Origin of the sequence: Paenibacillus sp. UMB7766-LJ446 (assembly GCF_030226665.1) — a bacterium.
GTDB classification, from domain to species: domain Bacteria; phylum Bacillota; class Bacilli; order Paenibacillales; family Paenibacillaceae; genus Paenibacillus; species Paenibacillus vandeheii.
This window is the reverse complement of sequence record NZ_JASOYM010000005.1, coordinates 195165-220589: the sequence shown is the minus strand read 5'-3', so window position 1 is coordinate 220589 and position 25425 is coordinate 195165. Positions and strand designations below refer to the sequence as shown.

Here is a 25425-nt window from a genome sequence, read left to right as displayed (position 1 = left end):
TTAGCTCCTTATTTTCGGATTGAAAATTTCGTCCATGCCCGTATTCATCAGATAAAGCGAGAAGGTAATGACGGCAATCGCCAGCGCCGCAGGAATGAATGCCCACCATGCCCCTGCTACTGGTGCTTCGAACACCAATGCCCAGTTCATCAAAATGCCGAGTGAGATCGTATTATACGGTCCCAGCCCCAGCATGGAGATGGAAGCTTCGGACAGGATGCCCGAGGCCGTCTGGAGTACAAAAGCCATCACTACATAAGACGCGATATACGGCAAAATCTCATGAATAATGATCCGCGGCGTACTGTGTCCCGAAATTTTCGCAATATGCACATGATCCCGGCTGCGAAGAGATGTCGTCTGGGCTCGCACAGCCCGGGCTGTCCAGGGCCAGCTGGTTATCCCGATAATAATGGCCGTCACCAGAGAACTGCGTGAATCAATACTGACCGAGATCAAGATCAGGATGATGAACGAAGGTATAACGATGAATATGTTGGTAATTGCCGTCAGAAAGTTATCCAGCATTCCTCCGATATATCCCGACACCAGGCCCATAACCAGACCGATAACGGTCGCAAAAATACCTGCAATCAGTCCCACGCGTATAGACGTCTGGATGCCATACATCAATTCAAGGAAAATATCCCGTCCAAAATTGTCCGAGCCAAGCAGCAGGCCATCACCCGGCGGCTGGAACGCCATCGCAATCATCTCCAGGGGATCACTGCGATTGATGAGCGGATAGATCGTAACCAAAAGCAGCATGCCGATAAAAGTCACCGCACCGATCATGAATTTGGGTGACTTCAGCAAAATCGAGATCGAATGCTTCATATCACTGTTCCTCCATTTGAGCGGCCTTGATGCGCGGGTCAATGAAGCCGTAGATGACATCAATGGTGAAATTGGCAAGCAATACAGCAATGGCAATCAGCAGCGTGCACCCCGAAATTAGAGGGTAATCCAGCTGCCGTATGGCCGTGAACAGCCATGTGCCGATACCCGGATAACTGAATACAATCTCACAGATGAGTGATCCGCCAACCATCGTGCCGATGGAGAGCGCAAGTCCCGTAATTTGCGGCAGCATGGCGTTGCGGAATACATAACGCGCAATTCGGCCGTCGCGTATGCCCAGCAATTTACTGTACAGCACATAGTCGGAATTCAGCTCATAGATGGACATCTCCCGCATGCCAATAGCCTGACCGCCAATGGTCACAAGCACAATGGAGAGAAACGGCAAGGTATGGTGGCGAACAACGGACATGATGAAGTCGAAGCTCAGCTGCGGTACCATCTGGAAGTCATATCCCCCCGACAGCGGGAACCATTTCAGTGATAACGCAAAGACATACAGCATAATAATAGCCAGAGTAAAAAAAGGAATGGAATTGATAAACAACGCTACCGGAAACAGCACTTTATCAAAAACACCCTTACGGTACGCCGCAATAGCGCCGAGCAAATTGCCAATCAACCAGCCGACCAGGATGGCCGGAAGCTGAAGCCCCACCGTCCAAGGGACGGCGGAGGCCAGAATGTCCGTCACAGGCTTCGGATACAGTCCAAAGGACGTACCGAGGTTGCCTGTAAACAGATTTTTCAAATAGATGCCGAATTGGGTCCATAGCGGCTGATCAATGCCGAATTCAACCGTAAACGTCTCATACACCCGCTTGATGGAATCCGAGTCGGTCATCCCTGACGTCATTTTGGAAGCGATCATGCTCACCGGATTGCCCTCAATCAGTCTTGGCAAAATAAAATTCAGTCCGATGGCGATGACCAGGGTCAGGCCGTACCAGAATACTTTTTTGGCGACATATCTGGAATAGGCATTCATAGAATTTAGCACCCCCGAGTTTAGCGGATAAGGGCCTTATGTCTGAAGTGGTGTGTCACATTGTGTACTGATTTAATGCTTAAATTCCTTAATTGTGAATCTGATATAACGCCTTGATGCCTGCTCCATCCATCGAGATTTGCGGTGGAATGTTGGTGCCGTCTCCTTCGGTCGGGAAGCCCTTCCAGACCGATTCATTCACGGTGTCAAACACCCATGGTCTGTACATCAACGGAATGGAAGGAATGTCTTTCAACCAGATCGTATTCAGTTCGGTGTACAATGACTTCAACTTCGCCTCATCAGACACGGATGGAATCTCTTCAATAATGGCGTTTGCGCGGTCATTCTGGTAACGTCCCCAGTTCCAGAACGCCATCTCGCCCATTGGGGCAACCCCTTTGGAGTACATGATCGTCATGGCACGGTTCCACGGCTGGCTTGGGCTGACCCCGCCGGCAGGTGTGTTCATGATGATATCGAATTTGCCGGTTTGCAGATCATTGGTCCACACCGGGGATTCCGGGAATTTGGTGCGGATCTCGATACCGATAGCCTTGGCGCTCTGTGCTACGATCTCCAGGGCAGCATTCCAGTCAGACCAACCGTAAGGGCATTCAACTTCGAAAGGTCCAAGGCGTGTGCCGTTAAGGACGCGGATGCCATCCTTGCCTTTCTTCGCTCCAATCTTGTCGAGCAGGGCATTGGCTCCTTCAATATCCATCGTCCATTGCAACGATTTGATGGCATCCTGGTCAATGTATTTGGACTCGGCGTCCGAGTTCAAGGTCAGGGAAGGCTGCATCGGTGCAGAATATCCACTCATGGCGAGCTCCGAGATTTTGTCATAGTTGATGCTCATGGCTATCGCGCGGCGAACGTCAGCATTATCCAGTCCAGCTTTGGACAGATTGAAGAAAATGCTTGGCATGGAACCGGGCAGATAATACGGTGCATCCTTCAGATATGTTTTGACGGCAGCCCCGCCTTCCCACATCTTCCACACCTGAGGGATAAACTGCTGCGAGACGTCCACTTGCCCGCTCTTGAATGCCAGATCGCCTGCGGCATTATCCTTGTAGATCACATGGGTGATGTACTTCGGTGCAGGCAGCTTGCCGAACAATTTCTGACCCCAGTAGTTGTCGTCACGGACAATCGTAATTTTCTGGTCGTTATAAAAATGAAGCTTATATGCTCCGGTACCCACCGGATTGTCATTGATCTCTTTGCGAATCGCGGTCAGATCATTATTGTTCTTCTTCTCGATCTCTGCCCAGATGTGCTTCGGCAGCATCGGAATCAGTTCAATGCTGTCCAATACGGTCAGCTTGTTCGGGTTATCGGGGTTCAGCTTGATTTCCACGGCCTGTGCTCCATCTGCTTTTACCTCACTGATGTAAGTCCAGAAGCTGCTCCAGTTGATATCGTATTTTTGGCCCAGCTCATAGGTATATACAACATCATCTGCCGTAAAAGCCGTCCCGTCGCTCCACTTCGCATCCGCGTTCAATTCAATGCGCAGTGTGGTTTCATCCGTCCATTCATACGACTTGCCTAGGAGAGGTTCAAGGCCGCCGTCCAGTTGATTCACCATAAACAGCGTCTCATATACCAATTCCCTGGAGTTGCCGTAATTCACAGGAAATGCGGGATTTCCGCTCAGCAGATTAAAGTTGGTAGGTGGCCCCCATTGCAGCCCGTTGATATACAAGGTCTCGTTACGCGGGGTCTCCTTGTTGGTTTGTGGTGCAGGTTCGTTCTGGGTTGTCGTGGTCGGTGTATCCACCGTCCCTTGTGGTTCACTTACTGATGGCGGCTGAACACTTTGGCATGCGGCTAACAGCGTGACAGACATGAACAGAGCAACGAGCGGTTTTGCAGCACTCTTGAATCGCATCCTGAACCCCTCCGTGAATTCATTTTGATAGTATTGGAAGCGCTTACTTAAAGTTATTCTATGACTTATCTCACACCAAACATTCCATCTCTTTTCTCAATATTGAGACATTGTTTATGGGGACATACCAAATAACCAGCTCCGCATGAGGCAGCTGGGAAATATGGTGTCTAAATAAAAAGCCGGCTCCGTAAGGAACCAGCGATAGCCTCGTTTTTTGCACATCCATTCACGTACACCAATCTACTTGCTCTTCAAAAGCTCACGCAATGTCTGCGGATCATATGTAGAGACCAGGCGTTCCAAATGAGTGTCCAACCACGCCTCATCCTGATCCCACCATTTCAGTTCCAGCAGTAAAGCAATGATCTCGTCGTCGAAGCGCTTTTTAATTGGCTTGGAAGGATTTCCACCCACAATGGTGTAAGGCTCGATATCTTTGGTGACCGTAGCATTGGAAGCGACGATGGCACCGTCTCCGATGGTGACACCCGGCATAATGGTTACATTTTGCCCAATCCAGACGTCGTTCCCCAATACAGTGTCTCCCTTAAAAGGAAGCTGTTCCAGCGTAGGGGTTACTCTCTCCCAACCGCCACCGAAAATGTTGAAAGGATAAGTCGTCATGCCCTCCATTCGATGATTGGCACCATTCATAATGAATGTCACGCCTTCGGCAATTGCACAAAATTTGCCGATCACCAGACGATCACCCAGGAAATCATAATGGTGCTGAATGCGGTCATAAAATTGCTCAGGTGGACGACTGTTGTCACTATAATACGTATAATCACCGATCAGCACATTGGAGCGCGGCGGCAAATTTTGAATGTAACAAACGGTACGAATATTATCATTAGGAAAAAGTTTTGTTTTATCGGGAGCCATCTGTGTTCCCTCCTTTTCCCTCATTGTACCAGAAATCAGATTTTGAACAGACTTAACAATGTCTCAAGTCATAAAAAAAGAAAAAGAAATAATTAAAATATGTTGCCAACCACATATTTCGATGTTATATTTATGTTGCCGACAACACAAACAAGAAAGTTGAGGAATGTTATGACATCCAAAGATCATTCTAACAATCATGATATCCTCGAGAATTTAAATAACGAGGAATTCAGCGCAGTAGAGCATTTCCCTATCAGTTTCAGCATTTTTGCACTGGCACGCTCACACAAAGGTCTTGCTGCGCAATTGATTCGGGATACCGGACTTTTCCCCGGTCAAGAGATCATGCTCATGCAATTGTATGCCCATGACCATCAATCCCAAAATTCCCTGGGTCGCACGCTTCGCCTAGATCATTCAACCGTAGCCAAGTCTGTTCGCCGACTGGAAGATGCCGGTCTCGTTACTCGCAGTCGCTCCAAATTAGACGGACGGGTCACCATTGTATCCCTGACAGAAGCGGGACGCGCACTGGAGGATCAAGTGAATGCCGCCTGGAGCCAAGTGGAGCAGATCACCACGGCAGGCCTCTCAGATGAAGAGAAGAACTTGCTGCTATCCCTTACACAGAAAATTGCTGCACAGATTGATTCATCCTTATCCTAAATCCCTTAACGATTGGAGCGAGTACACCATGCATACATCCACAATGAAAGCTATTCAAGTTCATCAATACGGTGGCCCAGAAACATTACAGTTCGAACAGGAAGTCCAGCGGCCCGAGCCAGCGGCAGGGGAAGTTCTGGTACGCATTCAGTATGCTGGAGCCATTCCGCTGGATTGGAAAATTCGTAACGGCTGGTTGCAGAACGTGTTTGTCAAAAAGCTGCCTTATACACCCGGAACAGCCATGTCTGGCATCGTAGAATCCGTGGGCGATGGCGTAGAAACCTTCCAGCCGGGTGACCGCGTTTTTGGCAATGTAAACGGAAGTTATGCGGAATATGGCATTGCTCCTGCTCAGGATCTGGTGCATATGCCGGACGGCCTAAGTTTTGAAGATGCTGCTACCATTAAAGGTGGAGCCGAAGCTGCATGGAAAGCGCTGTTCACTGAAGGTGAGCTGGAAGCCGGACAAACGGTGCTGATCCATGCTGCCGCGGGTGGTGTTGGACAATATGCAGTGCAGCTAGCCAAATGGAAAAGCGCTCACGTCATAGCTACAGCTTCTGGGGATAATGTTGATTTTGTTGCTTCACTGGGTGCTGACCAAGTGATTGATTACAAGACATCCTTGTTTGAAGAGCAGGTAAGCAATGTCGATCTGGTTGTTGAATCGGTTGGTGGAGAAATCGAGGATCGTTCATGGGGTGTTCTGAAACGTGGAGGCAAACTGGTATCGTTGACTCAACTGCCTTCTGCCGAAAAGGCAGAGCAGCATGGCGTTACCGCCAAGTTTAATTCCAAATTCCCTACATCCGAAGACCTGAACATAATCGCCCAGCTTATGGCTGAAGGCTCCCTACGTCCAGAGATTGATTCCATTTTCCCTTTAAGTGCAGCTAATCAAGCGCATGCCAAAAGTGAGGCCAGACATGGACGAGGCCGGATTTTGCTGGATGTGCGCTCCGTCTAATTGAGACACCTAAAAAAGCAGAGCAAAAAGGGATTCGATCTGAGCATCGAACCCCTTTCCTCGTTCTCCGTAGAACAACATTGCTCTACCGGAGAGATTTCTTATTTGGATGCAAGTGTGACTTGTGCCGTTTAGGTGTAACATTGAGCTTCAACTTATATAGACGCCTGCCAGGCTACTTGTTCTAATCCTTTATAACTTTATAGCTCGGTAACTGTCACACCTGCTGCTTTGTAGTAGTTCTCATTTACGTTGTTTAGAATGTTGGCCTTCAGCAGAATACCGACTCCGGCAAAGAGTCCGATTCCGTTTGTGTTACCTTCAATTCGGTTATTTTCAATCAACACATTCTCGGGGTTTCCTTCGCCGATATTGCCCGCTCCGGCATCTCCTTTGTCACGCTCAAGCCGCACACCCCAGTATCCACTGGCGGTATTGTTACGGATTACATTGCCACGAATCACCGTACCCGGTCCGTTCAACACTTTGATTCCTGCCGCATCTGCAATCGTGGTTGTATTCTCGATAAGATTATCCTCGATTAACGTATCTGGTGTGCCCATAGTCACCGAGATGCCGATTTGGCTATTCGTGATCGTGTTGTCATGAATGTAGTTTCCTTTGCCTGACTTGCTGTGGTTGCTGGGTGCTGACCCCCCTGTATTGCCAAGTCCAACCCCTGCACCTGTCAGCACATCGGTAATCACATTGCCGGAGATTTCATTGAAATACTCCAATTCGCCATGAAGATCGATGGCATCCAGTTTCGTTCCGTTAAACGTATTGCCACTCAGCACGTTGTTGTGAGCCACAAATTGGATCAGTGCTCCATGTCTGAGATAGGGACCCTCAAACGTGCTGTCCTCCACCACATTCCATATCGTATCATTGGCAAAGCCGAGCCGATCGGTCTTGGCCGTCCCCTGAATGGAAATTCCATAACCTGAACCTCCAGGACCCAAATCTGTTGCATTGCGGAATGTTGCATGCCTCACAACCACATCTCGGCTGTGCTCGATGCGGATAGCCATTCGTTTGAACTTCTCGACAATCACGCCATCGATCGTAATGTTATACGACGGAGCCTCGCCATAGTTGGCGATATGGATCATGCTATCCGGTCCCCCTGCGGAGGGATTATTGGATTTGTGGTCAGTCGTGTAGCTGCCAGACCAGGAAGAAGTTATGGTCATATTGGATACGAGAATGCTATGCTGAGCCGATGCCTTCAGGACGGCGCTGCCCGTCATCTGATCCAGCGATGTCTTGAGCACGGTTCCTTCATTGCTCTCTCCTCTCATATTCACCCCGGATTTGAGCATCAGATTAGTGGTTCCATCTGGCCCGGATAACAAATTGTACACTCCATTAGGTAAAAACACTTCATCGCCAACGTTCGCCTCATCAATGGCATCCTGTATAGCAAGTCGGTCATCGCTCGTATTGTCAGCCAGATCTGCTCCATAATCTCGTACATCAATCGTTCGTCCGGTTACGGCATGTGGAGAATGGACAGCATGTGGTGTCCCATCTGTCTTCGTCAGACCTGGAGCGATAAAGGGCACCGTCCCCTCCGGTGGTTGGGGCTCAAGGTATGGAATCAGTGCAACAGGCGTCCCTCCACCAGCAAAAGGGGCATACAGATGCACATCGGTCAGGCTCGTATAAATACTTGAATCTGAATTCCCATGCCCGGTAATCCGTACATAACGTGCAGAAGTGTCCGGGATATCAAACGCTTGCAACTCTGTCGTATCCCCGCTGCTTGCTCCGTTGAACACCTGCGTCCACAGTTCACCGTCAACAGACGTTTCGATTTCAAAGAAGGTCTTCCTTATATCCCCTTTGTAAAAACCAACACCAACATAGCCAACTTGCTGCGCCTGCCCCAGATCAAACGTGATCCACTGCCCCTCTCCGGCAACAGACCAGCGTGTATAGCTGTTATTGTCGATGGTATTGGTCGCCAGGTTGCCGTCGCTGCCGCTTGCCGAGACGGAAGCAATCGGCAGGGACGATACGGGAACGACAAGGGTGGTCAGGTCGGTTGATAAAGCACTGCTGACGTTGCCCGCCTCGTCAATGGCCCTCACTTGAAACGTGTACGGTGTTCCGGCTGCAAGTCCGTTGTCCCGGAATGACTGCTTGCCTTGTTCGGCCAACAGAACTCCATCCCGATAAATCCGGTAGGCAGATACAGCTTTATCATCGCTGGCAGCGGGCCATCTCAGTTCGGCAAACTCCGTTCCCCAGTTGCGAACTACCAGGGCGGCGTTCGGCTCCCACTCCGGGGGTTGTGTGTCAGTTCCATCTTCGATTAAAGCGATGACGGATAACTGCGGACGCGGATTGCTCGTTCCGTTGGCTTCCTTGGTATAAACGTTCACGGAAACGCCTGTTGACCCGGCGTCCCCGAGCAGAAATGCCACCTGTCCCGCCGCTGAACGGCTCTTCACATAATCGGTCACATCGACTTCGTAGACTGCCGGGCTTCCATTACGATCTGCCGTGACCTGGAATGAACCAAGTAACGAACTTTCACTGAGAATTTTGACTGGCGCATTTGACCAAGTTAACGATGATTCGCTCCAGTCTGTTGCATCCAAACCGTACATAGACAATTCCGTATCCGTATTCGACGTGCCTTTCTTTGCGGCAATCCGCAATCGATACCGATCTCCCTCGGGCTCATTTCCGGTCAAATTAAACTTGAAATACACATATTTCTTGGTGGACGAAGTCGAGGAAATGCTGAGTAATCCGGTGCTGGAACCCGTAGCCAGATTAAAATTCAGGTCAGGCTTGCCGCTGTCAATCGCCGCATCGTCGCTTGGCAGCTTGCTGGCGATGACCTTCTCTATCAACGGTTTTTCTTCATCCACTTCTTCACCTCCAGGCGAAGTGTCTTCAGGATTGCTTTTGAAAATTATTGGCTCCGTAACTACCCGGTTCTTCACATGTTCATCCAGGAAGGCCCACGCCTCTGCATTGGCAGTCTCGGATGCCGTTCCCGTAAACCCATGGCCCTGGCCGGGTACGACCTTCAGATCCACAATTGGGACACCCGCGGATTGAAGCTGTCCGGCAAAAGTAACGCTGTCGGTATAGGGAATGGTGGCGTCAGCATCGCCGTGCCGAATCCAGAACGGTGGGTCATCCGATGAAGCATATGTGCCCGGCATGGCAAGTCTGGCCTGTTCCGGTACATCGAATGCACGATGCCCGCCAAGCAGAGCCGTGACCGAGCTATAATTATTGGCAAATGTCGTCGTAAAATCAGCGGGTCCATACCAGTCGGCGACCGCCTGCACTTTGTCGGAATACTCAGCCCATCCGCCTGAACCTTCCAGATCAGGTACATCTACCGTCACTCCTGTATCGAGCACTACCGTGTCACCAGCGACCATGTCCCCTGTTGTGCCGAGCAATGCAGCCAGATGGCCACCCGCAGATGATCCCCAGACACCGATGCGACTAGGGTCCAAATTGTACTGAGCTGCATGGGCCCGCAAATATCGGATGGCTAGCTTCACATCCTGAATCTGGGCAGGGAAAGGAGCCTCAGGCGTCAGTCGGTAGTCCAGAGACACACCGATGTAACCGCGTTTGAGTACATAATTGCATATAGATCCGAGTGCTTGCTTCCGATCCCCGTGGTTCCATCCACCTCCATGGATATAGACCATAACTGGCATCGGTTCAGCTGCCGCTGTCTCGGGAACAGCAATGGATGAATAGATTGCTCGCCCACCAGCCGTGCCAATCTCCACATCCTCGTATAAAGTCACTCCTTGTGGTGGTGTAAATTCAGTATCCTCTTCTCCAGGCGGCACTGGGGAAGGTGCAGGCGTTATACCGGGAATAGCCTGACCGTAAATGGCAACATTATCGATATACATGTTGGCCTGCATGGCATCTCCTGTCCGAAAACGAATTTTCACCGTGCTGTTATTGTTCGCTTCCGCACCCAGCGTCCAGCTTTTAAGTGTATTGCCTTCCTTGTTCTTCACATCTGGGGTGCCCGGGGGAAGTTCGAACGTCTCCAGCGTCGTCCAAGATGTTCCCCCGTCCTTAGACCATTCGATAATGACGCTCCCACTTATATAGGAAGAAGCACGCGTGTAGTAGCTCAACCGGATGTTTCCGTATCCGGTCAGATTTAGCGGCAGCGCAAGCGCATCGGTTCCGTCCATCTTGATCATGTTGGGCAGCGACGGAGCAGTTGTGGAAGATGACGTTTTGGCCTTGCTTCCGCCTGCACCTTCCTGCAGCCAGGGGGCTCTCAGTGCAATTCCACCCGTAGAGCCAAAATTGTCAGGGTCATCAAAATTTTCCGCGTAAATCTCCAGCTCCGGGCCCTCCGGATCTGGGATATTCTCCTCCTGCGTCGCATTTAAAATAGAATGAGGAGCAGCGTCATTCATTGCCCGGACTTCATTCACGGGAACGATGGTGCCGCTAATGAGAATCACAGACATGGCAACAAGTACAACGCGCTTTTTCCACGTTTTGAACAAGTCATTCACTTGTATCCCCTCCGCACGGTAGTCAAATCTCCTGACATTATGCCCTTGCGATCTGCCCGTTCTCCGGAGCGGCTGCTTCTCGTTGACGTGTTTCATCTGCACGGTGAGCAGGACATCCTATTGCTAATTGTAGTCGTTGCTTATCCCGCACAATTCTAGCGACGCGGCAAAGATACGCCTTCACCGTCCTTGAATTTCTGCGTGGCTTCCTCAATCGCTCGATCGCCGCCTTTGGATTTCCATTCCTCAACCACTTTCGGCCAATCGGAGATCGGCTCCTTCCCATAAACCATCTTAATCATGTGCGTGAGCAATACCTGAGGAGGTGTATCCGAATTGGGAGCGATATCAGGATTCTGTACAAAAGCTTCCAAACGTGGATCAAAGTTGATACCATCCCGACCTTCTTTTGCTAAAACAGTATCGTAAATATTCATCAGCTTTCTGCCTTCTTCTGTCAGCGATAACGAGCCTTTATTGTACGTCGTGTCCTGCACGAACCATAAGAACGACTGACGGTAACGCTCCTCGTCCACACCAGCAGAGTCTGTCGGAGCTGTATATGAAATCACGCCATTATCCTCTGTGTACGTCTCTCCTTCCGTGCCGTACGTGAAGAACTTCTCCGCTTCATCGGACACCATCCAGTTAAAGAAACGGATAATGGACGCCGGATCAGCCGCATCCTTATTAATAAAGTAAGCCCGTGTCACCGGACCGTACAGATAATAACCACCTTTTCCGTCCGGGCCGACAGGCGATGGGATAATCTCGATTTTGGCATCGGGAACCGACGCTTTAATCTGCTTTTCCCACTGGATCAATTCGTTGGCGTTCATGGACCACATGCCCGCCTTGCCCGAGAGAATCGTATTTTTAAATACCGTTGAATTAATGGTCGCGAACTCTTTGTTAATGAGCCCTTCCTCGTACATGGTCTTGTAGACGGTCAGGGCTTGCTGCATATTCTCATTATCCATAAACTTCGGTACAATCTGATCACCCTGCTGCTCCATCATGGACAGGAACTGCTGCACGTCATAGGCGCCGAAAAAGGTGTCTGCATACTTGAAATCTTCACGCCCCATATATGGATTCTCCACGCCAAGCTTCTTAAAGGCACGTAAAACGTCCATAGTCTCCTCGACTGTAGTGGGCACCGGTAGCCCCGTTTGATCCAGCAAATCCTTGCGAATCCAGGTTGCCCGGCGAGATGGATTGGATAAATATTCGGGGATGGCATAAATATGGCCGTCATGGGTTACCTGGTCCCAGGCTTCTTTCGGCACGGCTTTGAGCAAATCTTGCCCATACTGCTGCAGCAGTTCATCCAGCGGCTGAAATACTCCGGCTTCGACCGATCCGGCCATCTCTTTACCGTTGACCCCGCCGTCACCCTGCACCACATCAGGAATATCGTTGGTGGCAAACATCTGGACCATCTTCTGCTCATATTCCTTATGAGGCACCAGGACGATTTTCAGATCGGTATGGGTCAGATCCTCCAGCTTCTTGACCCATTTATCCTTGTTAATGTCCGGCGACTTCTCCACATACGTATACGCCAACGTACGCAGTGACATGGAGAACTTCGTTTTGCCGTCTCCCCCGCTCTCACCGGATGCCGCTCCGCTCCCCTTGTTGCACCCTGTCATGACAGCTGCCACCAGCAATAGCGCCATGCCTGAGACCATCCACTTTTTCATGCTACCCCTCTTTTCATCCTGATTTTAGGTTTAGGTACCACTCGATTGTGAAGCGCTTTCAAATTAGATGTTAAAACATCCCCACCGCCTGCAACAATGGGGATGTTTTAGATGAGGTTGCGTTTTCTTTAGGTCAGTACTCAGCGTTCCGCAGCATCCAGTCATATAGCATTATATAAATTGAACGTACAAACTTTACACTCAGCCACTTCGATTGCAGTACCCTCTTCCGATCGCTGTTATCCCCAGATTTTTTTAATTCCCTTTTCAGAGGGAAAAATCCGGGGATAAAGGCGAACGCTTCGCTTCTTCAGATGGGTTCTGCACTCTTCGTTCTTGTGTAAATATTCAGTTCATTTTATCTAGTACGTCTTGGATACCCCAATCTTCTTCGTTACACCGTTGTCGGTGAAGTAGAGATGGATGCCGTGATCCTGGTCATCGATGAAATAGGGGACATACTTCGGCTCCTCGATCTTATATGGCACAAGCAGCGTTACAATTCTATGGCTTGAAGCGGACCGCGTTTCCGCGCTTAAATGATAATGCTTTTCCAGCCCTTCATACTCTGCCGGGTCCACTCCTGCGAATTGATCCGTCTGACTGAGCGACAGCTCACCGGAGGAAGCATAGACAAATGTCCCTTCTAACCCTGCCTTATTTCCGTTTAGACGGAAGCTCTGCCCTTTCAGCTGTAGCGGGTGCAGTGCATGGAACAGCCATTGAACGCTGTCCGGCTTCTCCAGATCAATGTGATCCACAATAACGAAGTAGGATGATTGCAGAAAATGGATTTCCCGTACAACACGCTTCACATGCGGTACGGTGCTGGCGTAGGCATCGGTCGCTACCGCGCGCACATAACCATCGCCATCCCGCCAGTAGGCCTCTTCAATCTGTCCCGTTGCGGCCATATTCAGCACCTTGTTATTCTCGGCGTACTGTCCTGCTCCACCAATCAGCAGGTTGTTTTTGGAGCGGGTCTGTCTGCGCCATTCCCGGTGAAAGGAGCTGCCGTGTGCGATATAGTAGCCAGTATCCGCGGCGAGCGGCTCACCGAATGCATGCAGAGTGAAGCTGTTCTGATCGGCATGACTGTGGCTGATGGAGCCATATCGGCTCGACTTGAGCAGCAGCATCATATGCTCATCCGGATCATCCATCCGGTGATGCATGGCTACCCACCCCACATCCCGGAACCACTTGAGCGGTTCGATGTCTACAGGAGACTCTTCCTCCACCTGGGAGTAATCGTGGCGGTATACCAAGTCGTCAAAGTTAAAGTCCCACCAACCGTAATTATAAAAAGCTCCCTTGGTCCCCGGATCGGATTGACGTACACGTTCAAAGTACCACTGGTACCAACGATTGCCTGTAACACCTGCCAATTGGCGGACAAGATATCCTGTTTTCAAGTTTACCGGGTCACCAAGCGTAGACTGATCGCCAAAGCTGGCGCGGCGGGCATCGGGTGGATACACATAGAGCGGAAAATCCCCGGTACGCTGGAAGAACGGCCGGCGGAAGAAGTCGATGCCCGCATAGTTTCGCAACAAATTCATTGCTTCGGTCACATAAGCCATGCCTGTTGTCCAGTACATCGGACCCTCGGCCCAACCTCCATCACTTCCTCCCCAAGGGGAGTACAGACAGGCATAATAATCGATCGCATAATCCAGCCACGCTGCGGCCTTTGGTTCCTCATGCAGCAAGGCCATACAGCAAGGTACAAGCACGGAGGACAATGAACGTACCGCATGGCTGTCGTAAGGCACATGATGGATCTTCGAGCGTACCATCACATGCTGGGCCACCTGCTCTGTCCGCCGCAGCAAACTGCGCCTTACCACATCTTGCTCTTCGCTGTTCAGCTCATCATGCAGCCAGTCATAACCCCAAGCCAGCGCGGCGGCAACCCGAAAGGCTGCCTCGTCATTATAATCGCGGGATGTCGTTCCCTCCGTATCCCAGGCTGCCACATGCAGCAGCCATGTTTTCGCCGCTTCAAGCAACCGTTCGTCACGAAGCACCCGGCCAGCGATGCTCAGATGACGAATGGCATATAACACTTCCTGACAGTCAATATACATTTGGCGCCATAACGGAGCGACGCGTTTGTTATCCGGGTAAGGCAGCGGTTCACTGATCGGCTTGCGGTTTGCCCACGGCTCAACGGAATTTGCCATAAATACATCCCAACCGCAATATGAGGGATCGGATGCAATGCCATCTGCAAGTGCCTGCAGCCCACTTACTCCGAGCCATAACCGGGGATGAGCCGTGTCCGTGGAAACGTACCGCTGTGCCCGAGAAGGTATCGGTGTCTCGGGTAATCCCGCTGGTACCGTAAACCGCCGCACCTCACTCCATGCCGACATTTCCTGCTGCTTCCCCAGAACGGCGTCCACTTCGGCTTCGCTTCCTTGCTGAACTCGATGATCTACAAGCAGCGCATATCGCCAATAATATTCACCAGGTTCAAACACCCGGTCCGGCGTGAAAAAGTTATACGGGAGCGGCGCAAAGGTCATCGTCTCTTTTTCCTGAAAAGATGGCCCCACCGACACCTGTAGAATATAGGCATTCTCATCCTCCTGCTGTGCCGCCATCCAGGTAAACCTCGGCGGATTCTCTGCCAGAACAGTCTGTTCATCAGGCGAGTAGTCCACATGGAACGGCCCGCTGATCGGTTGGTATAACGGTCTTTCTGCAAGCTTCCGCTTCACTTCCATCGTATCGTCCCCTCCTTATCGCAATGGTGTAGCATCAACGCATATACATTCCGCCATTGATTTCAAGCGTTTCCCCCGTTATAAAAGAACCCAACTCCGAACACAGGTACAATGCCGCACCTGCCACATCCTCGGGATTGCCTTCCCGTCCAAGGGGAATGCTGCTTACCGCAGAAGATCGGCCTTCCTCCGAGGTGAACGTTGCATGGAACGCCGTTTGCCCGATGAAGCCCGGTGAGAGGGCGTTAACCGTAATCCCGCCAGGAGCCAGCTCTTTGGCAAGCCCTTTAGTTAACGCAATGACTGCTGCCTTGGAGGCTGCGTAAATTGCTGCACCCGGACCGCCACCATTATGAGCCGCTACCGAAGTCAAATTGATTATTCGACCGCCTCCAGCCGCCTTCATGCCAGGAATGACCGCTTTGGAGACAAATACAGCGCTCTTCAGATTCACATCCATAATTCGGCTGTAAAGCTCCTCGCTCATTGTTTCAATGGGGCTCCGCTCCACCAGATGTCCCGCATTATTCACCAACAGGTCAATCGGACCACCAAAGCGGAGCGTAATATCCCCAACCATCGATTCAATCGCATTCGCATTCGTCACATCTGCCTGAAATGCTGCTGCTTCACCGCCAGCATCCCGAATCGCGGCTACAACCTCCTCAGCCCGATCCATATTATGCAGGCCATTCACAGCCACCTTTGCCCCGCAACGAGCCAATGCCCCAGCAATGGCAGCACCAATTCCTCCGCTGGAGCCCGTGACCAGCGCAATTTTGTTCTGCAAGTTAATATTCATTTTCTATCGTCCTCCCTGTTATAGGTTCAATTAAATCCGCTTGCTATGCTGATCCGCCGGAAGCGCCATCGTAATGGTCGTTCCCAAGCCTTGCTCACTCTCAATCATCAAGCCATATGTTTCTCCAAAAACAAGCTGAATCCGGCGATGAACATTCATGAGCCCAATGCCCCCGCGATGGTAGACATCATCGGAATCTTCGCCTGCCAGGCGGTTCAATTCCAGACGTCGACGCAGCTTCTCCAAGCGTTCCTCGCTCATGCCCATGCCGTTATCCTGGACGATGACTAGAAAGCGATCTTCAAGACGCCGAGCGTCGATTCGGATAAAGTGACCGGGCTCCATGCCTCGCGGAAACGCGTGTTGTAACACGTTTTCCACCAGTGGCTGAAGGGTGAGACGAACCATTTTCTCCAACAACAGATCCGGTCTAATGATGACCTCTACTTCGAGTTCCCGATCCATGCGATGCTTCATGATGGAAAGGTAGGCCAGCACATGTTTCAACTCATTCGCAACCGTAATTTCCTCCAAGTTCGTCTGAATGGAATAACGGAGCATATGGGCCATCGATTCCACCATCTGCGTAATTTCTTCGGAATCCTGTACAACGGCATAACATTTGATCGTCTCTAGGGTGTTGTAGAGAAAATGCGGATTGATCTGCAACTGAAGTGCCTGAAATTCCGCACGGTGCCTTTCCAGCGCCTCCTGCTGAAGCTCGATCTCCGATTTCTGACGGCGCAGTTCCGATTCATACACACGCTCAATCATGTCCGACAAGCGGCTGACCATCAGATTATAACTGCGAATCAACACGCCGATTTCATCGCGCCTTTCCTTCATCTCCACCTTGTTCCAGATTCCCTTCTCGGTCTGTCTCATTCCGTTCATCAGCACCCGAATCGGTTCCACCTGTGAAGCTCCGATCCGATAGGCCACGACAAGTGCAGCCAGCAATGTTCCTGCACCAACCCACAATGTGGTCGAGCGAATCGTTGCAATCGGTCGTTGAAGCTCCTCCAGGGGCACGGAAGCAACAAAGCGCCAGCCAGAATAATTGGAAAGCTCCGAAATGAACAGCCGTTTGGTGCCATCCGTGTTCAGTTCAAGCGAGCCCGCCTCCATTTGCATAAGTCTGTTTACGCTGCTGGATGGCATCGCTGTCTGCGCCTCTGCCTCACCGGGAGTATAGATAACCGTTCCATTCTGATCTATCACATACTGATATCCGCCTTGGCCGAGATCGAGTTCTCCCCATATTTTGTCAAGCTCCAGCACATTCACTTCCATCGCCAGTACACCGTTTGGGGTATAGGAGGACACTCCTCTGATCCGCCGCGCAATCGTAATGACATTGGCACTCTGCTCACTGCGAATACTGCGTGTAAGCAATGTGGATTCGCCGTTTGCAGGCGTTGCGGCCAGTAGCTCCTTATATTGAAGAGCCGCGTCCATATCCGGTATACCGGCTGAATTCTGGTTGTCATCAATGACAACACGCCCGTTTTCCCCAATAACATACAGAAACTTGATCTGCGGATATAACATAAAAACAGGCGGGAACACGTTCGTTTTGATCTGACGGCTGTATTCGTAATAGGCATAACTATCCTCCGGATTCATGTCCAGAAATTGCTTAACACTTCCACTCGCCAGAATGGAGTACGTGGCCCGATCATAATTTTGCAAATACAGGTCGGTCTGGTACGCCGTATTGCGCATCGTTTGGGCGATGTTGTCCGCAAGCTGGTCGTTCATTTCGGTTGAGGCATAGGTATAGGTAAACAAGCCGATAGCAGACAGAGAAAGTGTAATCACGATGGCAAAATGAAAGAACAGGCGGATCGACAGGCTGCGCTTCATCACTCAATGCCCAACTTGCTGCGGTACTCGGACGGTGTCAGTCCGGTAATCTTCTTGAACGTCTTCGTAAAATGGGGATGATCCGCATATCCCACTTCGTAGGAAATATCCGTAATCCGGTTACCCGGCTGTTCCAGCATGCGCTTAGCCAGTTCCATTTTGCTGCGTATCCGGTATTGGATAAAGGTCTGGCCTGTCGTCTGTTTGAACAGCTGGCTGAAGTAGGATGGGTTAAGCCCCAGTTTGGCTGCAATCTCATCCAGCGATACTTCACGGCGCAAATGCTTCTCCAGATAGGCTTTTGCTTCTTCTACCGGATGCTTGCGCTTGCCGCTGCGCTTTTCCTTGATCGTCTTCATTAATCTGTGAATCTCGTTGCCCAGAGTCTCAAAGCACTCTTTAGAGGAAGCGCTTACATTAATCTCGCAGGACGTACTCATCGTTCCGTTACCACGTGCATTCATTCGGGCCACAATCAATTCCAGCAATTCTTGAAAAAGCTCCGCTGTCTGCTCAGGCATCAAGGAATATGCCGGATAACGACCTGACCATGCTGCGAGCAGCTCTGTCACATCGGACTGCCGTAACTCCCATATGGCCTCTTCCAGGCGGAACGCCCAATCATTCAGCTCCCGCACGGGAACAAGGGAAACCGTAGGTTTTTCCTCTTCCGATGCCAGCAATTTGAGTAACAGCTCATGAAGCTCCTGTCGTCCCACAGGTTTCAGCAAATATCGCTTTACCCCATAGTCCATACAGGCTCTTGCATATTCAAAGTCCGAATAACCGGAAACCACAATAATGCGTATTGTACTGCCTTGCTCGGATAAACGTCGGCACAGCTCAATACCATCCATCGTTGGCATGCGGATATCCGTAAACAGGATGTGTGGCCGAAAGTCCTCCACCACTTGAAGGGCCTCTTCCCCATGCGCTGCCTGCCGAATCTCACAGTCGAACAGTCCCGCTTGCTTGATCATCTTCGCCAGACCCATCCGAATCATCGGCTCATCGTCCGCAATCAAGATTCTGAACATCGCCATTCCCCCGTTTTTCGTCAGATCTGTATGCTTCTTGTACTTAAGATTTGACGGAGCCGACCATGATTCCTTTTACAAAATGCTTTTGCAGGAAAGGGTAAATGATAATAATCGGCAAGGTGGCGATGATGATCGTTGCCATTTTGATGCCTTCCGGCGATGTATGTGCAAGAGTGCTATAGACGGCTGAACCCGGATCGACGGAAATATCGTCACTCTCAAACAGCTTCTTAAGTGTTACCTGGATCGGCCACCAGGCCGGATCATTCAGATAATACAGCGCGGTGGAGTAGGCATTCCAATGGCCTACAGCATAGAAAATGCCGAGTGATGCCATGGCCGGTTTGGACAATGGGATGACGATACGCCAGATGATGCCAAATTCCCCGCAGCCATCGATGCGGGCAGCGTCGATCAGTTCACCCGGCAGCTGTGCGAAGAACGAGCGCATGACGAAAAAGTTAAAGGCATTAATCGCTCCTGGCACAATCAGTACCAGCGGATTGTTGACCAGATGCAGTTCCTTCATCAGGATAAAGTTCGGAATGAGCGGCGCCGAGAATACAACGGTCACCAGAACAAACATGACGACCAACGAGCGTCCTTTGTACTCTGGACGGGAAACGGGATAGGCCAGTGATGCCGTTGCGGCGAGATTGATCAGCGTCCCGAACAGTGTCACCCCAACCGATACCGCAAATGCCCGCCAGAACGAAGCATCGCCGAATACATATTCATAATTGATCCAGGTAAAAGCAACAGGCCAGAAGCTGACCTTTCCGCCCATGATCGCTTCCGAGCTGCTGAGTGATTGGGCCAGCACATTAATGAAAGGCAGAATCATCGTCAACGAGAGCAGCGTAAGGAAAACGAGATTTCCAATGCGGAATATACGGTAACGGACACTGGGGGTACGCATAGAACTCGCCTCCTAATACAGGCTTTCGCCGGTTGTTTTTTTGCTGAAGAAATTACCCAATAGAATAAGCATCAGGCCAACAACGGACTTGAACAACCCGATGGCCGTTGTATAGCTGTATTGCTGTGAGAGAAGCCCGGCTTTGTAGATGTACGTATCGAGAATTTCACCGGATTCCAGATTGAGCGGATTCAGGAATACGAACACCCGCTCAAAGCCCAGATCGAGGAACTTCCCGATGTGCAGCAGCAGCAGAATCATAATCGTCGGCAGCAAGGATGGCAGGGTAATCGACCATATTTGCTTCAAACGTCCGGCTCCATCCACCTCTGCCGCCTCATACAGATCGGGATTGATCCCCGCAATGGCAGCCAGGAAAATGATTGTGCCGTACCCGGAGTCGCGCCAGATCCCGGAACCGATCAGAATGGAACGAATGTATGAGTCTTCCCCAAGAAAGTAGATTGGCTGCATCCCCAGAAATCCAAGTGCCTTGTTCACCACCCCGGCATCCATCGAGAAAATACCCATGAAAATACCACTTATGACGACCCAGGACAGAAAGTGAGGCATGTATACAATCGTTTGCAGCAAACGCTTGAACACAATCATCCGCACTTCATTCAGCAAAATCGCCAGCAGGATGGGTACCGGAAATGCAATTACAAGATCATATAGTCCAAGCAGAATGGTGTTATTGAGAATCCGCAAAAAGTCATAATGGCTGAACATCTTCTGAAAATGCTCCAGGCCTACCCAATCACTTCCCGTGATGCCTTTGAAAATGTTGTAGTTCTGAAAAGCGATGACCGAGCCGAACAAGGGTACATATTTGAAGAGAAAAAAATACAGGATGCCCGGTAACGAGAGCAGATATAGTATCCGGTATCGCCACAGATAACGTCCCGCATCTCCGAGCCGAGTGCCCAGACCAGACGAATTAAGTCTGGCTGTTCCCCGGCTTGGCGGCGCGATATCCGCCGGCTTCACGTTTTCTCCCCTCCCTGCTTCTGTGATTGCATGCTTCTCAAATTATCAGGAACATTCTCGTCCCATGGGATTTCATTGAATTCAACGGAAATGTACTCCGGCTCACGATCGATAATACGTGAAAGCTCACGAGTGAACACCTCCACGATCTCCTGCTTTTGCTCATCCGTCCTGCCTTCATACAGCCTGATTGAAATTTCTGGCATCCGAGTTCAGCTCCCTTTCACCACGTAATGTAAACGCTTTAACAACTTCATCTTAGCGTTCCTGTGAGAGGGCAACAATGGACTGTCTTTTCGTTCACTTGTGTTTTCTTTAGGTGAGAGCAGCGCTGGTGTTCACCGCTTCCGGGCTTAAACAATGTAGTTTTATGTAAATTCAGCCCATAGCGGCTTTTCCCACTATAGGCTGAACATGCTTGATATTATGGTTTTTTCACCTCGTTAGAGAGCCCTTCTACTAATCAGCTCTCTAGGACTACATTTATTTTCCTACATACTCATCCAAAAAACGATCTACTCTTTGGAAATATTCAGTGGGGTAGTGGTTGATCGCATCGATGTGCTCCGTATTTTCCGGATACCATACTTCTGCGCTTGGATTATCTTTTAAGGACTCATAAATCACTTCTGTATTTTTATAACTAATTTGCTGATCTCCAGTACCATGGATGAGCATTACTGGCTTGTTTTGCATCTTTTTTACCGCATCCATAGGGGATACGGAATCAAGATCAACCTTATAGACCCAATTGGCCATCCAGGTCGATGTATAACTGAATGGGAACGCAGGTAAACCTGAAAAGAAAGGCAGACCCTCTCTCAGAAATAGACCGGCATTGCGAAACGGACTATCCGCGATTACAGCTTGGATGTCATCACTTTCACTCGCGGCCAGCAATGAAGTAGCAGCGCCCATTGAAAAGCCGATCACTCCAATGTTATCACCCGCATGATCCTTGGATTTTAAATAGTCAACGGCTCCCAGCAAATCGTATTTTTCATTGAGACCAAGTGTAATCAAATCACCATCGGATTTACCTTGCGAGCTGAGATCAAATGCTAATATATTGTAGCCTTTTGGAACAAAATGCTCTACTAACTTTGGCGTCCGCCCTTTGACTAAACGATTGCTCGTATATCCATGGACGATAATAATCGTCTTATCGCTTGATTTAACACCAGTATTTGCAGGAAAGAAGGTACCTCTAATCGTATTATCATTTTTTAAACTCTTGAACTCGACCTCTTCGTAGGGAGTTTTATCGATATTCAGTTCGTAGCTAACATTCGTGTCTCTAGGATGGTGCAACAAGGTGTCTACTACTTTAAACGATATAAAAAACACAAGAGCCACCACAAGCAAAATCACGATTCCCAGGCTCCATAAAATTTTGTTCCGTTTTTTCACACGAACGTTCTGATTGGGCTCTAATGATGTTTGACTCATTCAGACTCCTCCAGTTTTTCTATAGGTGATATGGGTCCGAACAAATAAAAGGCATGCGCCTTCAGATTTTCCCACTCGGGATGATGAACAATACTTTCTCCAAGAGTTAAAGCAACTCCATTTAAGAAAGAGATATAGGCACGAGAAATCATTGCTGGAGAAAAGCTTTTGTTGAATTCTCCCATTAATTGTCCCTTGGCATAGACACTTTCGATCTCATCTGTCATTACCTTAATACTCTCAAGGACCTCCTGTGTAAGTTCAGGGAATCTTTCTCGTTGTCCTAAAACAGATTGGGCAAGCCGCAATTCATTGGTATAGAAGTAGATATGGTTGAATTGTTCTTTCACCATGTTCTTAATCAATGCGCCCGGCGTTCCCTCTTGTTGTAGACAAGCAATTGATTTCATCTGAATATCAGCAAGCGGCTCAAGAACAGCGGCATAGAATAAAGCTTCTTTGCTAGGGAAATATTGAAAAATGGTTCCAGAAGTCACTCCCGCACTTTTCGCAATGATTGCCGTTGTGGTATTGGAGTATCCACTTTCTGCGAACAGGACAACTGCTTCTTTTAGAATCTCTTTACGACGCTCCAGCCTTTTTTCTTCATTGATGGGTCTTGCCAAATGTATTCCCCTCTCTTTAAATTTAATTAATTAACTAATCAGTTAATTAATAATATATCTTTAATTATGGATGATTGCAAGAGCTAATTTAGCTTACTTCCAAGCAGGATGAATCTCTACAAATACAAACAAGCCGGAGTGCGCCCAACATGCGCCTCCGGCTTGTCTGTATTTGGTTACTTGGATGAGTACACGTTCCGCCTTCCTTTAATTGTGGAGACAGTTGAACGATAACCCCCTGTTGTCATAAAAAATGGACTCAAAACAGCAACCTTGCAGCAGATCTGCAAAGCTTCTACAATTGAAACATTTAATCGTTTCAAAAAATAAAACTTGGGACACCGTAATTTCAATCTACGCACTCCATACGAAGTGCGACGCGGAGCAGAAACCGTAACAGCCAAATTTTTCAAAATTTCAATCCACGTACTCCATACGGAGTGCGACGCGGAGCAGAAACCGTAACAGCCAAATTTTTCAAAATTTCAATCCACGTACTCCATACGGAGTGCGACACTACAACTTCGATACAGGGCTTGTACACGTCCTATTTCAATCCACACACTCCATACGGAGTGCGACGCCCTCGAATTTGGGAAACCTCGCGTTGTTTAGTTATTTCAATCCACGCACTCCATACGGAGTGCGACCAACACCCAACGGATCAAGAGCGAATCCAACAAGATTTCAATCCACGCACTCCATACAGAGTGCGACCGCTTCGCGGTATCCAGCTCGTGTTATCACCCTGATTTCAATCCACGCACTCCATACAGAGTGCGACTACTACCAATCTCTTCTCTTACTGTTCCTGCAATTATTTCAATCCACGCACTCCATACAGAGTGCGACATTACGCACACGGCTGCTGCATCCATCATTGGTGAATTTCAATCCACGCACTCCATACAGAGTGCGACTGGCCCACCCCGCAAGCATCGGACGACAGGGACAGAGAATTTCAATCCACGCACTCCATACAGAGTGCGACTACCGCGACGAAGATACACGATTTCTTTTCGAAATTTCAATCCACGCACTCCATACAGAGTGCGACGCGGTCTTTTTCATTTTAAAAAACCAAAACGGAGATTTCAATCCACGCACTCCATACAGAGTGCGACGACTGCCAGTCTGTAGAGCGCCGTGTTTGACTCCGATTTCAATCCACGCACTCCATACAGAGTGCGACACTACTTCTGATACGCCTTTAACGGGGTGTTTTGTATTTCAATCCACGCACTCCATACAGAGTGCGACTTTTTTCTGCATTCATTGCCTCACCCAAACACCGATTTCAATCCACGCACTCCATACAGAGTGCGACGATGTGCGCGTAGTGCCTAACTAATCCGGGCGGGAATTTCAATCCACGCACTCCATACAGAGTGCGACGTCGCACTGGTCCGCAAGAGAGCGAACGTAAACGATTTCAATCCACGCACTCCATACAGAGTGCGACCGAAGGAGTTGGCGCTCCTATTCGGTGGTAAAGCAATTTCAATCCACGCACTCCATACAGAGTGCGACGAGGTAGCGGCGCGGAACGCCAATACAGCCCACGCATTTCAATCCACGCACTCCATACAGAGTGCGACAATACCACATTCGTACATTGTGAACGCTGCAACGATTTCAATCCACGCACTCCATACAGAGTGCGACTAATGACTATTAGCGATCAAGAACGTCTGTGGAGAATTTCAATCCACGCACTCCATACAGAGTGCGACGTGACAAATAACGCTAAGGAGGACGCAACATGGATATTTCAATCCACGCACTCCATACAGAGTGCGACGGAGTTACCGAATATGATCTCGAGATTACGTGAGATTTCAATCCACGCACTCCATACAGAGTGCGACTAATCGATCTCGACGATCTGCAGGCGCTTGGCGATATTTCAATCCACGCACTCCATACAGAGTGCGACATATCACGGCAGATATGGTTCTTGATCGTTGGTGATTTCAATCCACGCACTCCATACAGAGTGCGACAGCGAAAAATCACGTAATATCTGTATTTCAGAAGTAGATATTAACGTATTTTCGTTATTTTCACTTTATTAAAACCCATTATCAATCATTCTCCGCTATCGATCATTGCCAAAAGGTCACAAAAATGACCTTTTCGACAAGTTTCGAGGTGCGAATCCCCCGGGAAAATCATGTGAGCTTGGCATTCGCACCTGCTAGAGTATCAACGGATCACCCATATCATAGGAATCTTTGGCTCCCACATGTTGGACTTTACTTTTGTAATTATTGCCTAAGTTATAGAATCGAAGACTATCTGTATCCTTATCAATCAATTCTTCCAGTTCAAATCTTAATCGTCTAAACTGGGTAGCGTCCAGTATACATTCAAATACCGAGTTCTGCACTCGCTGACCGTGATCCACACATTTTTTGGCCACTCTGGATAGTCTTCTTCTACCTTCGCTATCAATCGTGCTCACATCATACGTAATCAAAATAAGCAATCATT

19 protein-coding genes and 1 CRISPR repeat array are annotated in these 25425 nt (G+C 49.4%); of the genes, 3 read left to right on the top strand and 16 right to left on the bottom strand.

Annotated elements, in window-relative coordinates; genetic code table 11:
- The 4 genes from QP794_RS14890 to QP794_RS14875 form a co-directional block, all read right to left on the bottom strand.
- Positions 1 to 837 (bottom strand): ABC transporter permease, encoded by an 837-nt coding sequence (locus tag QP794_RS14890; protein ID WP_285077815.1) that lies wholly within the window; start codon positions 835 to 837, stop codon positions 1 to 3.
- Between the two features lies 1 nt (position 838).
- Entirely contained in the window at positions 839 to 1849 is a 1011-nt protein-coding gene (locus QP794_RS14885; RefSeq protein WP_079349874.1) for an ABC transporter permease, read from the bottom strand.
- Between the two features lie 88 nt (positions 1850 to 1937).
- Positions 1938 to 3749, bottom strand: a complete 1812-nt coding sequence (locus tag QP794_RS14880; protein ID WP_285077813.1) for an ABC transporter substrate-binding protein — start codon at positions 3747 to 3749, stop codon at positions 1938 to 1940.
- A 243-nt stretch (positions 3750 to 3992) separates the two neighbouring features.
- Complete coding sequence (locus QP794_RS14875) at positions 3993 to 4637, bottom strand: Vat family streptogramin A O-acetyltransferase (RefSeq protein WP_285077811.1); 645 nt, start codon at positions 4635 to 4637, stop codon at positions 3993 to 3995.
- A 171-nt stretch (positions 4638 to 4808) separates the two neighbouring features.
- Here QP794_RS14875 and QP794_RS14870 point away from each other — a divergent pair, with 171 nt between their 5' ends.
- Positions 4809 to 5306: a MarR family winged helix-turn-helix transcriptional regulator gene (locus tag QP794_RS14870; protein WP_094938598.1), complete on the top strand. Its 498-nt coding sequence runs from the start codon at positions 4809 to 4811 to the stop codon at positions 5304 to 5306.
- 28 nt (positions 5307 to 5334) lie between these two features.
- The gene (locus QP794_RS14865; RefSeq protein WP_285077807.1) at positions 5335 to 6276 is read left to right on the top strand and encodes an NADP-dependent oxidoreductase; all 942 of its coding nucleotides are present in this window, start codon (positions 5335 to 5337) and stop codon (positions 6274 to 6276) included.
- Between the two features lie 200 nt (positions 6277 to 6476).
- Here the strand turns inward: QP794_RS14865 and QP794_RS14860 are convergent, their stop codons facing one another.
- The 11 genes from QP794_RS14860 to QP794_RS14810 form a co-directional block, all read right to left on the bottom strand.
- Complete coding sequence (locus tag QP794_RS14860) at positions 6477 to 10898, bottom strand: alpha/beta hydrolase fold domain-containing protein (RefSeq protein WP_285077805.1); 4422 nt, start codon at positions 10896 to 10898, stop codon at positions 6477 to 6479.
- Between the two features lie 59 nt (positions 10899 to 10957).
- Positions 10958 to 12508 (bottom strand): extracellular solute-binding protein, encoded by a 1551-nt coding sequence (locus QP794_RS14855; RefSeq protein WP_285077803.1) that lies wholly within the window; start codon positions 12506 to 12508, stop codon positions 10958 to 10960.
- Between the two features lie 362 nt (positions 12509 to 12870).
- Positions 12871 to 15240 (bottom strand): DUF4962 domain-containing protein, encoded by a 2370-nt coding sequence (locus QP794_RS14850; RefSeq protein ID WP_285077802.1) that lies wholly within the window; start codon positions 15238 to 15240, stop codon positions 12871 to 12873.
- 34 nt (positions 15241 to 15274) lie between these two features.
- Positions 15275 to 16042: a glucose 1-dehydrogenase gene (locus QP794_RS14845; RefSeq protein ID WP_285077800.1), complete on the bottom strand. Its 768-nt coding sequence runs from the start codon at positions 16040 to 16042 to the stop codon at positions 15275 to 15277.
- 30 nt (positions 16043 to 16072) lie between these two features.
- Positions 16073 to 17908, bottom strand: coding sequence for a cache domain-containing sensor histidine kinase (locus tag QP794_RS14840; RefSeq protein WP_285078031.1), 1836 nt, complete (start codon positions 17906 to 17908; stop codon positions 16073 to 16075).
- Positions 17908 to 18945, bottom strand: a complete 1038-nt coding sequence (locus QP794_RS14835; protein WP_285077798.1) for a response regulator transcription factor — start codon at positions 18943 to 18945, stop codon at positions 17908 to 17910. The genes QP794_RS14840 and QP794_RS14835 overlap by 1 nt, the downstream gene beginning before the upstream one ends.
- 43 nt (positions 18946 to 18988) lie before the next feature.
- Entirely contained in the window at positions 18989 to 19867 is an 879-nt protein-coding gene (locus tag QP794_RS14830) for a carbohydrate ABC transporter permease (RefSeq protein WP_024628844.1), read from the bottom strand.
- A gap of 12 nt (positions 19868 to 19879) precedes the next feature.
- Positions 19880 to 20797: an ABC transporter permease gene (locus QP794_RS14825; RefSeq protein ID WP_285078030.1), complete on the bottom strand. Its 918-nt coding sequence runs from the start codon at positions 20795 to 20797 to the stop codon at positions 19880 to 19882.
- A 56-nt stretch (positions 20798 to 20853) separates the two neighbouring features.
- Positions 20854 to 21063, bottom strand: coding sequence for a tautomerase family protein (locus QP794_RS14820; RefSeq protein ID WP_094939836.1), 210 nt, complete (start codon positions 21061 to 21063; stop codon positions 20854 to 20856).
- A 277-nt stretch (positions 21064 to 21340) separates the two neighbouring features.
- Positions 21341 to 22306 (bottom strand): alpha/beta hydrolase, encoded by a 966-nt coding sequence (locus tag QP794_RS14815; protein WP_285077794.1) that lies wholly within the window; start codon positions 22304 to 22306, stop codon positions 21341 to 21343.
- Positions 22303 to 22932, bottom strand: a complete 630-nt coding sequence (locus QP794_RS14810; RefSeq protein WP_285077792.1) for a TetR/AcrR family transcriptional regulator — start codon at positions 22930 to 22932, stop codon at positions 22303 to 22305. Before QP794_RS14810 ends, QP794_RS14815 begins: the two co-directional genes overlap by 4 nt.
- Before the next feature lie 108 nt (positions 22933 to 23040).
- On the opposite strand from QP794_RS14810, the gene QP794_RS14805 reads away from it, so the two are divergent.
- Entirely contained in the window at positions 23041 to 23166 is a 126-nt protein-coding gene (locus QP794_RS14805) for a hypothetical protein (RefSeq protein ID WP_285077790.1), read from the top strand.
- A gap of 112 nt (positions 23167 to 23278) precedes the next feature.
- Positions 23279 to 24935: a CRISPR direct-repeat array (repeat unit 33 nt; unit sequence ATTTCAATCCACGCACTCCATACAGAGTGCGAC).
- Between the two features lie 194 nt (positions 24936 to 25129).
- Here the strand turns inward: QP794_RS14805 and cas2 are convergent.
- Positions 25130 to 25420, bottom strand: coding sequence for a CRISPR-associated endonuclease Cas2 (cas2, locus tag QP794_RS14800; protein WP_285077788.1), 291 nt, complete (start codon positions 25418 to 25420; stop codon positions 25130 to 25132).
- Positions 25421 to 25425: the final 5 nt, after the last annotated feature.

What these genes read in the sequence shown, in the direction of transcription:
- QP794_RS14820 (WP_094939836.1), bottom strand. Translation starts at nt 21,063, where the DNA reads ATGCCAGAAATTTCAATCAGGCTGTATGAAGGCAGGACGGATGAGCAA.
- QP794_RS14875 (WP_285077811.1), bottom strand. Translation starts at nt 4,637, where the DNA reads ATGGCTCCCGATAAAACAAAACTTTTTCCTAATGATAATATTCGTACC.
- QP794_RS14850 (WP_285077802.1), bottom strand. Translation starts at nt 15,240, where the DNA reads ATGGAAGTGAAGCGGAAGCTTGCAGAAAGACCGTTATACCAACCGATC.
- QP794_RS14870 (WP_094938598.1), top strand. Translation starts at nt 4,809, where the DNA reads ATGACATCCAAAGATCATTCTAACAATCATGATATCCTCGAGAATTTA.
- QP794_RS14885 (WP_079349874.1), bottom strand. Translation starts at nt 1,849, where the DNA reads ATGAATGCCTATTCCAGATATGTCGCCAAAAAAGTATTCTGGTACGGC.
- QP794_RS14830 (WP_024628844.1), bottom strand. Translation starts at nt 19,867, where the DNA reads ATGCGTACCCCCAGTGTCCGTTACCGTATATTCCGCATTGGAAATCTC.
- QP794_RS14865 (WP_285077807.1), top strand. Translation starts at nt 5,335, where the DNA reads ATGCATACATCCACAATGAAAGCTATTCAAGTTCATCAATACGGTGGC.
- QP794_RS14855 (WP_285077803.1), bottom strand. Translation starts at nt 12,508, where the DNA reads ATGAAAAAGTGGATGGTCTCAGGCATGGCGCTATTGCTGGTGGCAGCT.
- QP794_RS14880 (WP_285077813.1), bottom strand. Translation starts at nt 3,749, where the DNA reads ATGCGATTCAAGAGTGCTGCAAAACCGCTCGTTGCTCTGTTCATGTCT.
- QP794_RS14840 (WP_285078031.1), bottom strand. Translation starts at nt 17,908, where the DNA reads ATGAAGCGCAGCCTGTCGATCCGCCTGTTCTTTCATTTTGCCATCGTG.
- QP794_RS14845 (WP_285077800.1), bottom strand. Translation starts at nt 16,042, where the DNA reads ATGAATATTAACTTGCAGAACAAAATTGCGCTGGTCACGGGCTCCAGC.
- QP794_RS14890 (WP_285077815.1), bottom strand. Translation starts at nt 837, where the DNA reads ATGAAGCATTCGATCTCGATTTTGCTGAAGTCACCCAAATTCATGATC.
- QP794_RS14805 (WP_285077790.1), top strand. Translation starts at nt 23,041, where the DNA reads ATGAATCTCTACAAATACAAACAAGCCGGAGTGCGCCCAACATGCGCC.
- QP794_RS14860 (WP_285077805.1), bottom strand. Translation starts at nt 10,898, where the DNA reads ATGAAACACGTCAACGAGAAGCAGCCGCTCCGGAGAACGGGCAGATCG.
- QP794_RS14815 (WP_285077794.1), bottom strand. Translation starts at nt 22,306, where the DNA reads ATGAGTCAAACATCATTAGAGCCCAATCAGAACGTTCGTGTGAAAAAA.
- QP794_RS14835 (WP_285077798.1), bottom strand. Translation starts at nt 18,945, where the DNA reads ATGTTCAGAATCTTGATTGCGGACGATGAGCCGATGATTCGGATGGGT.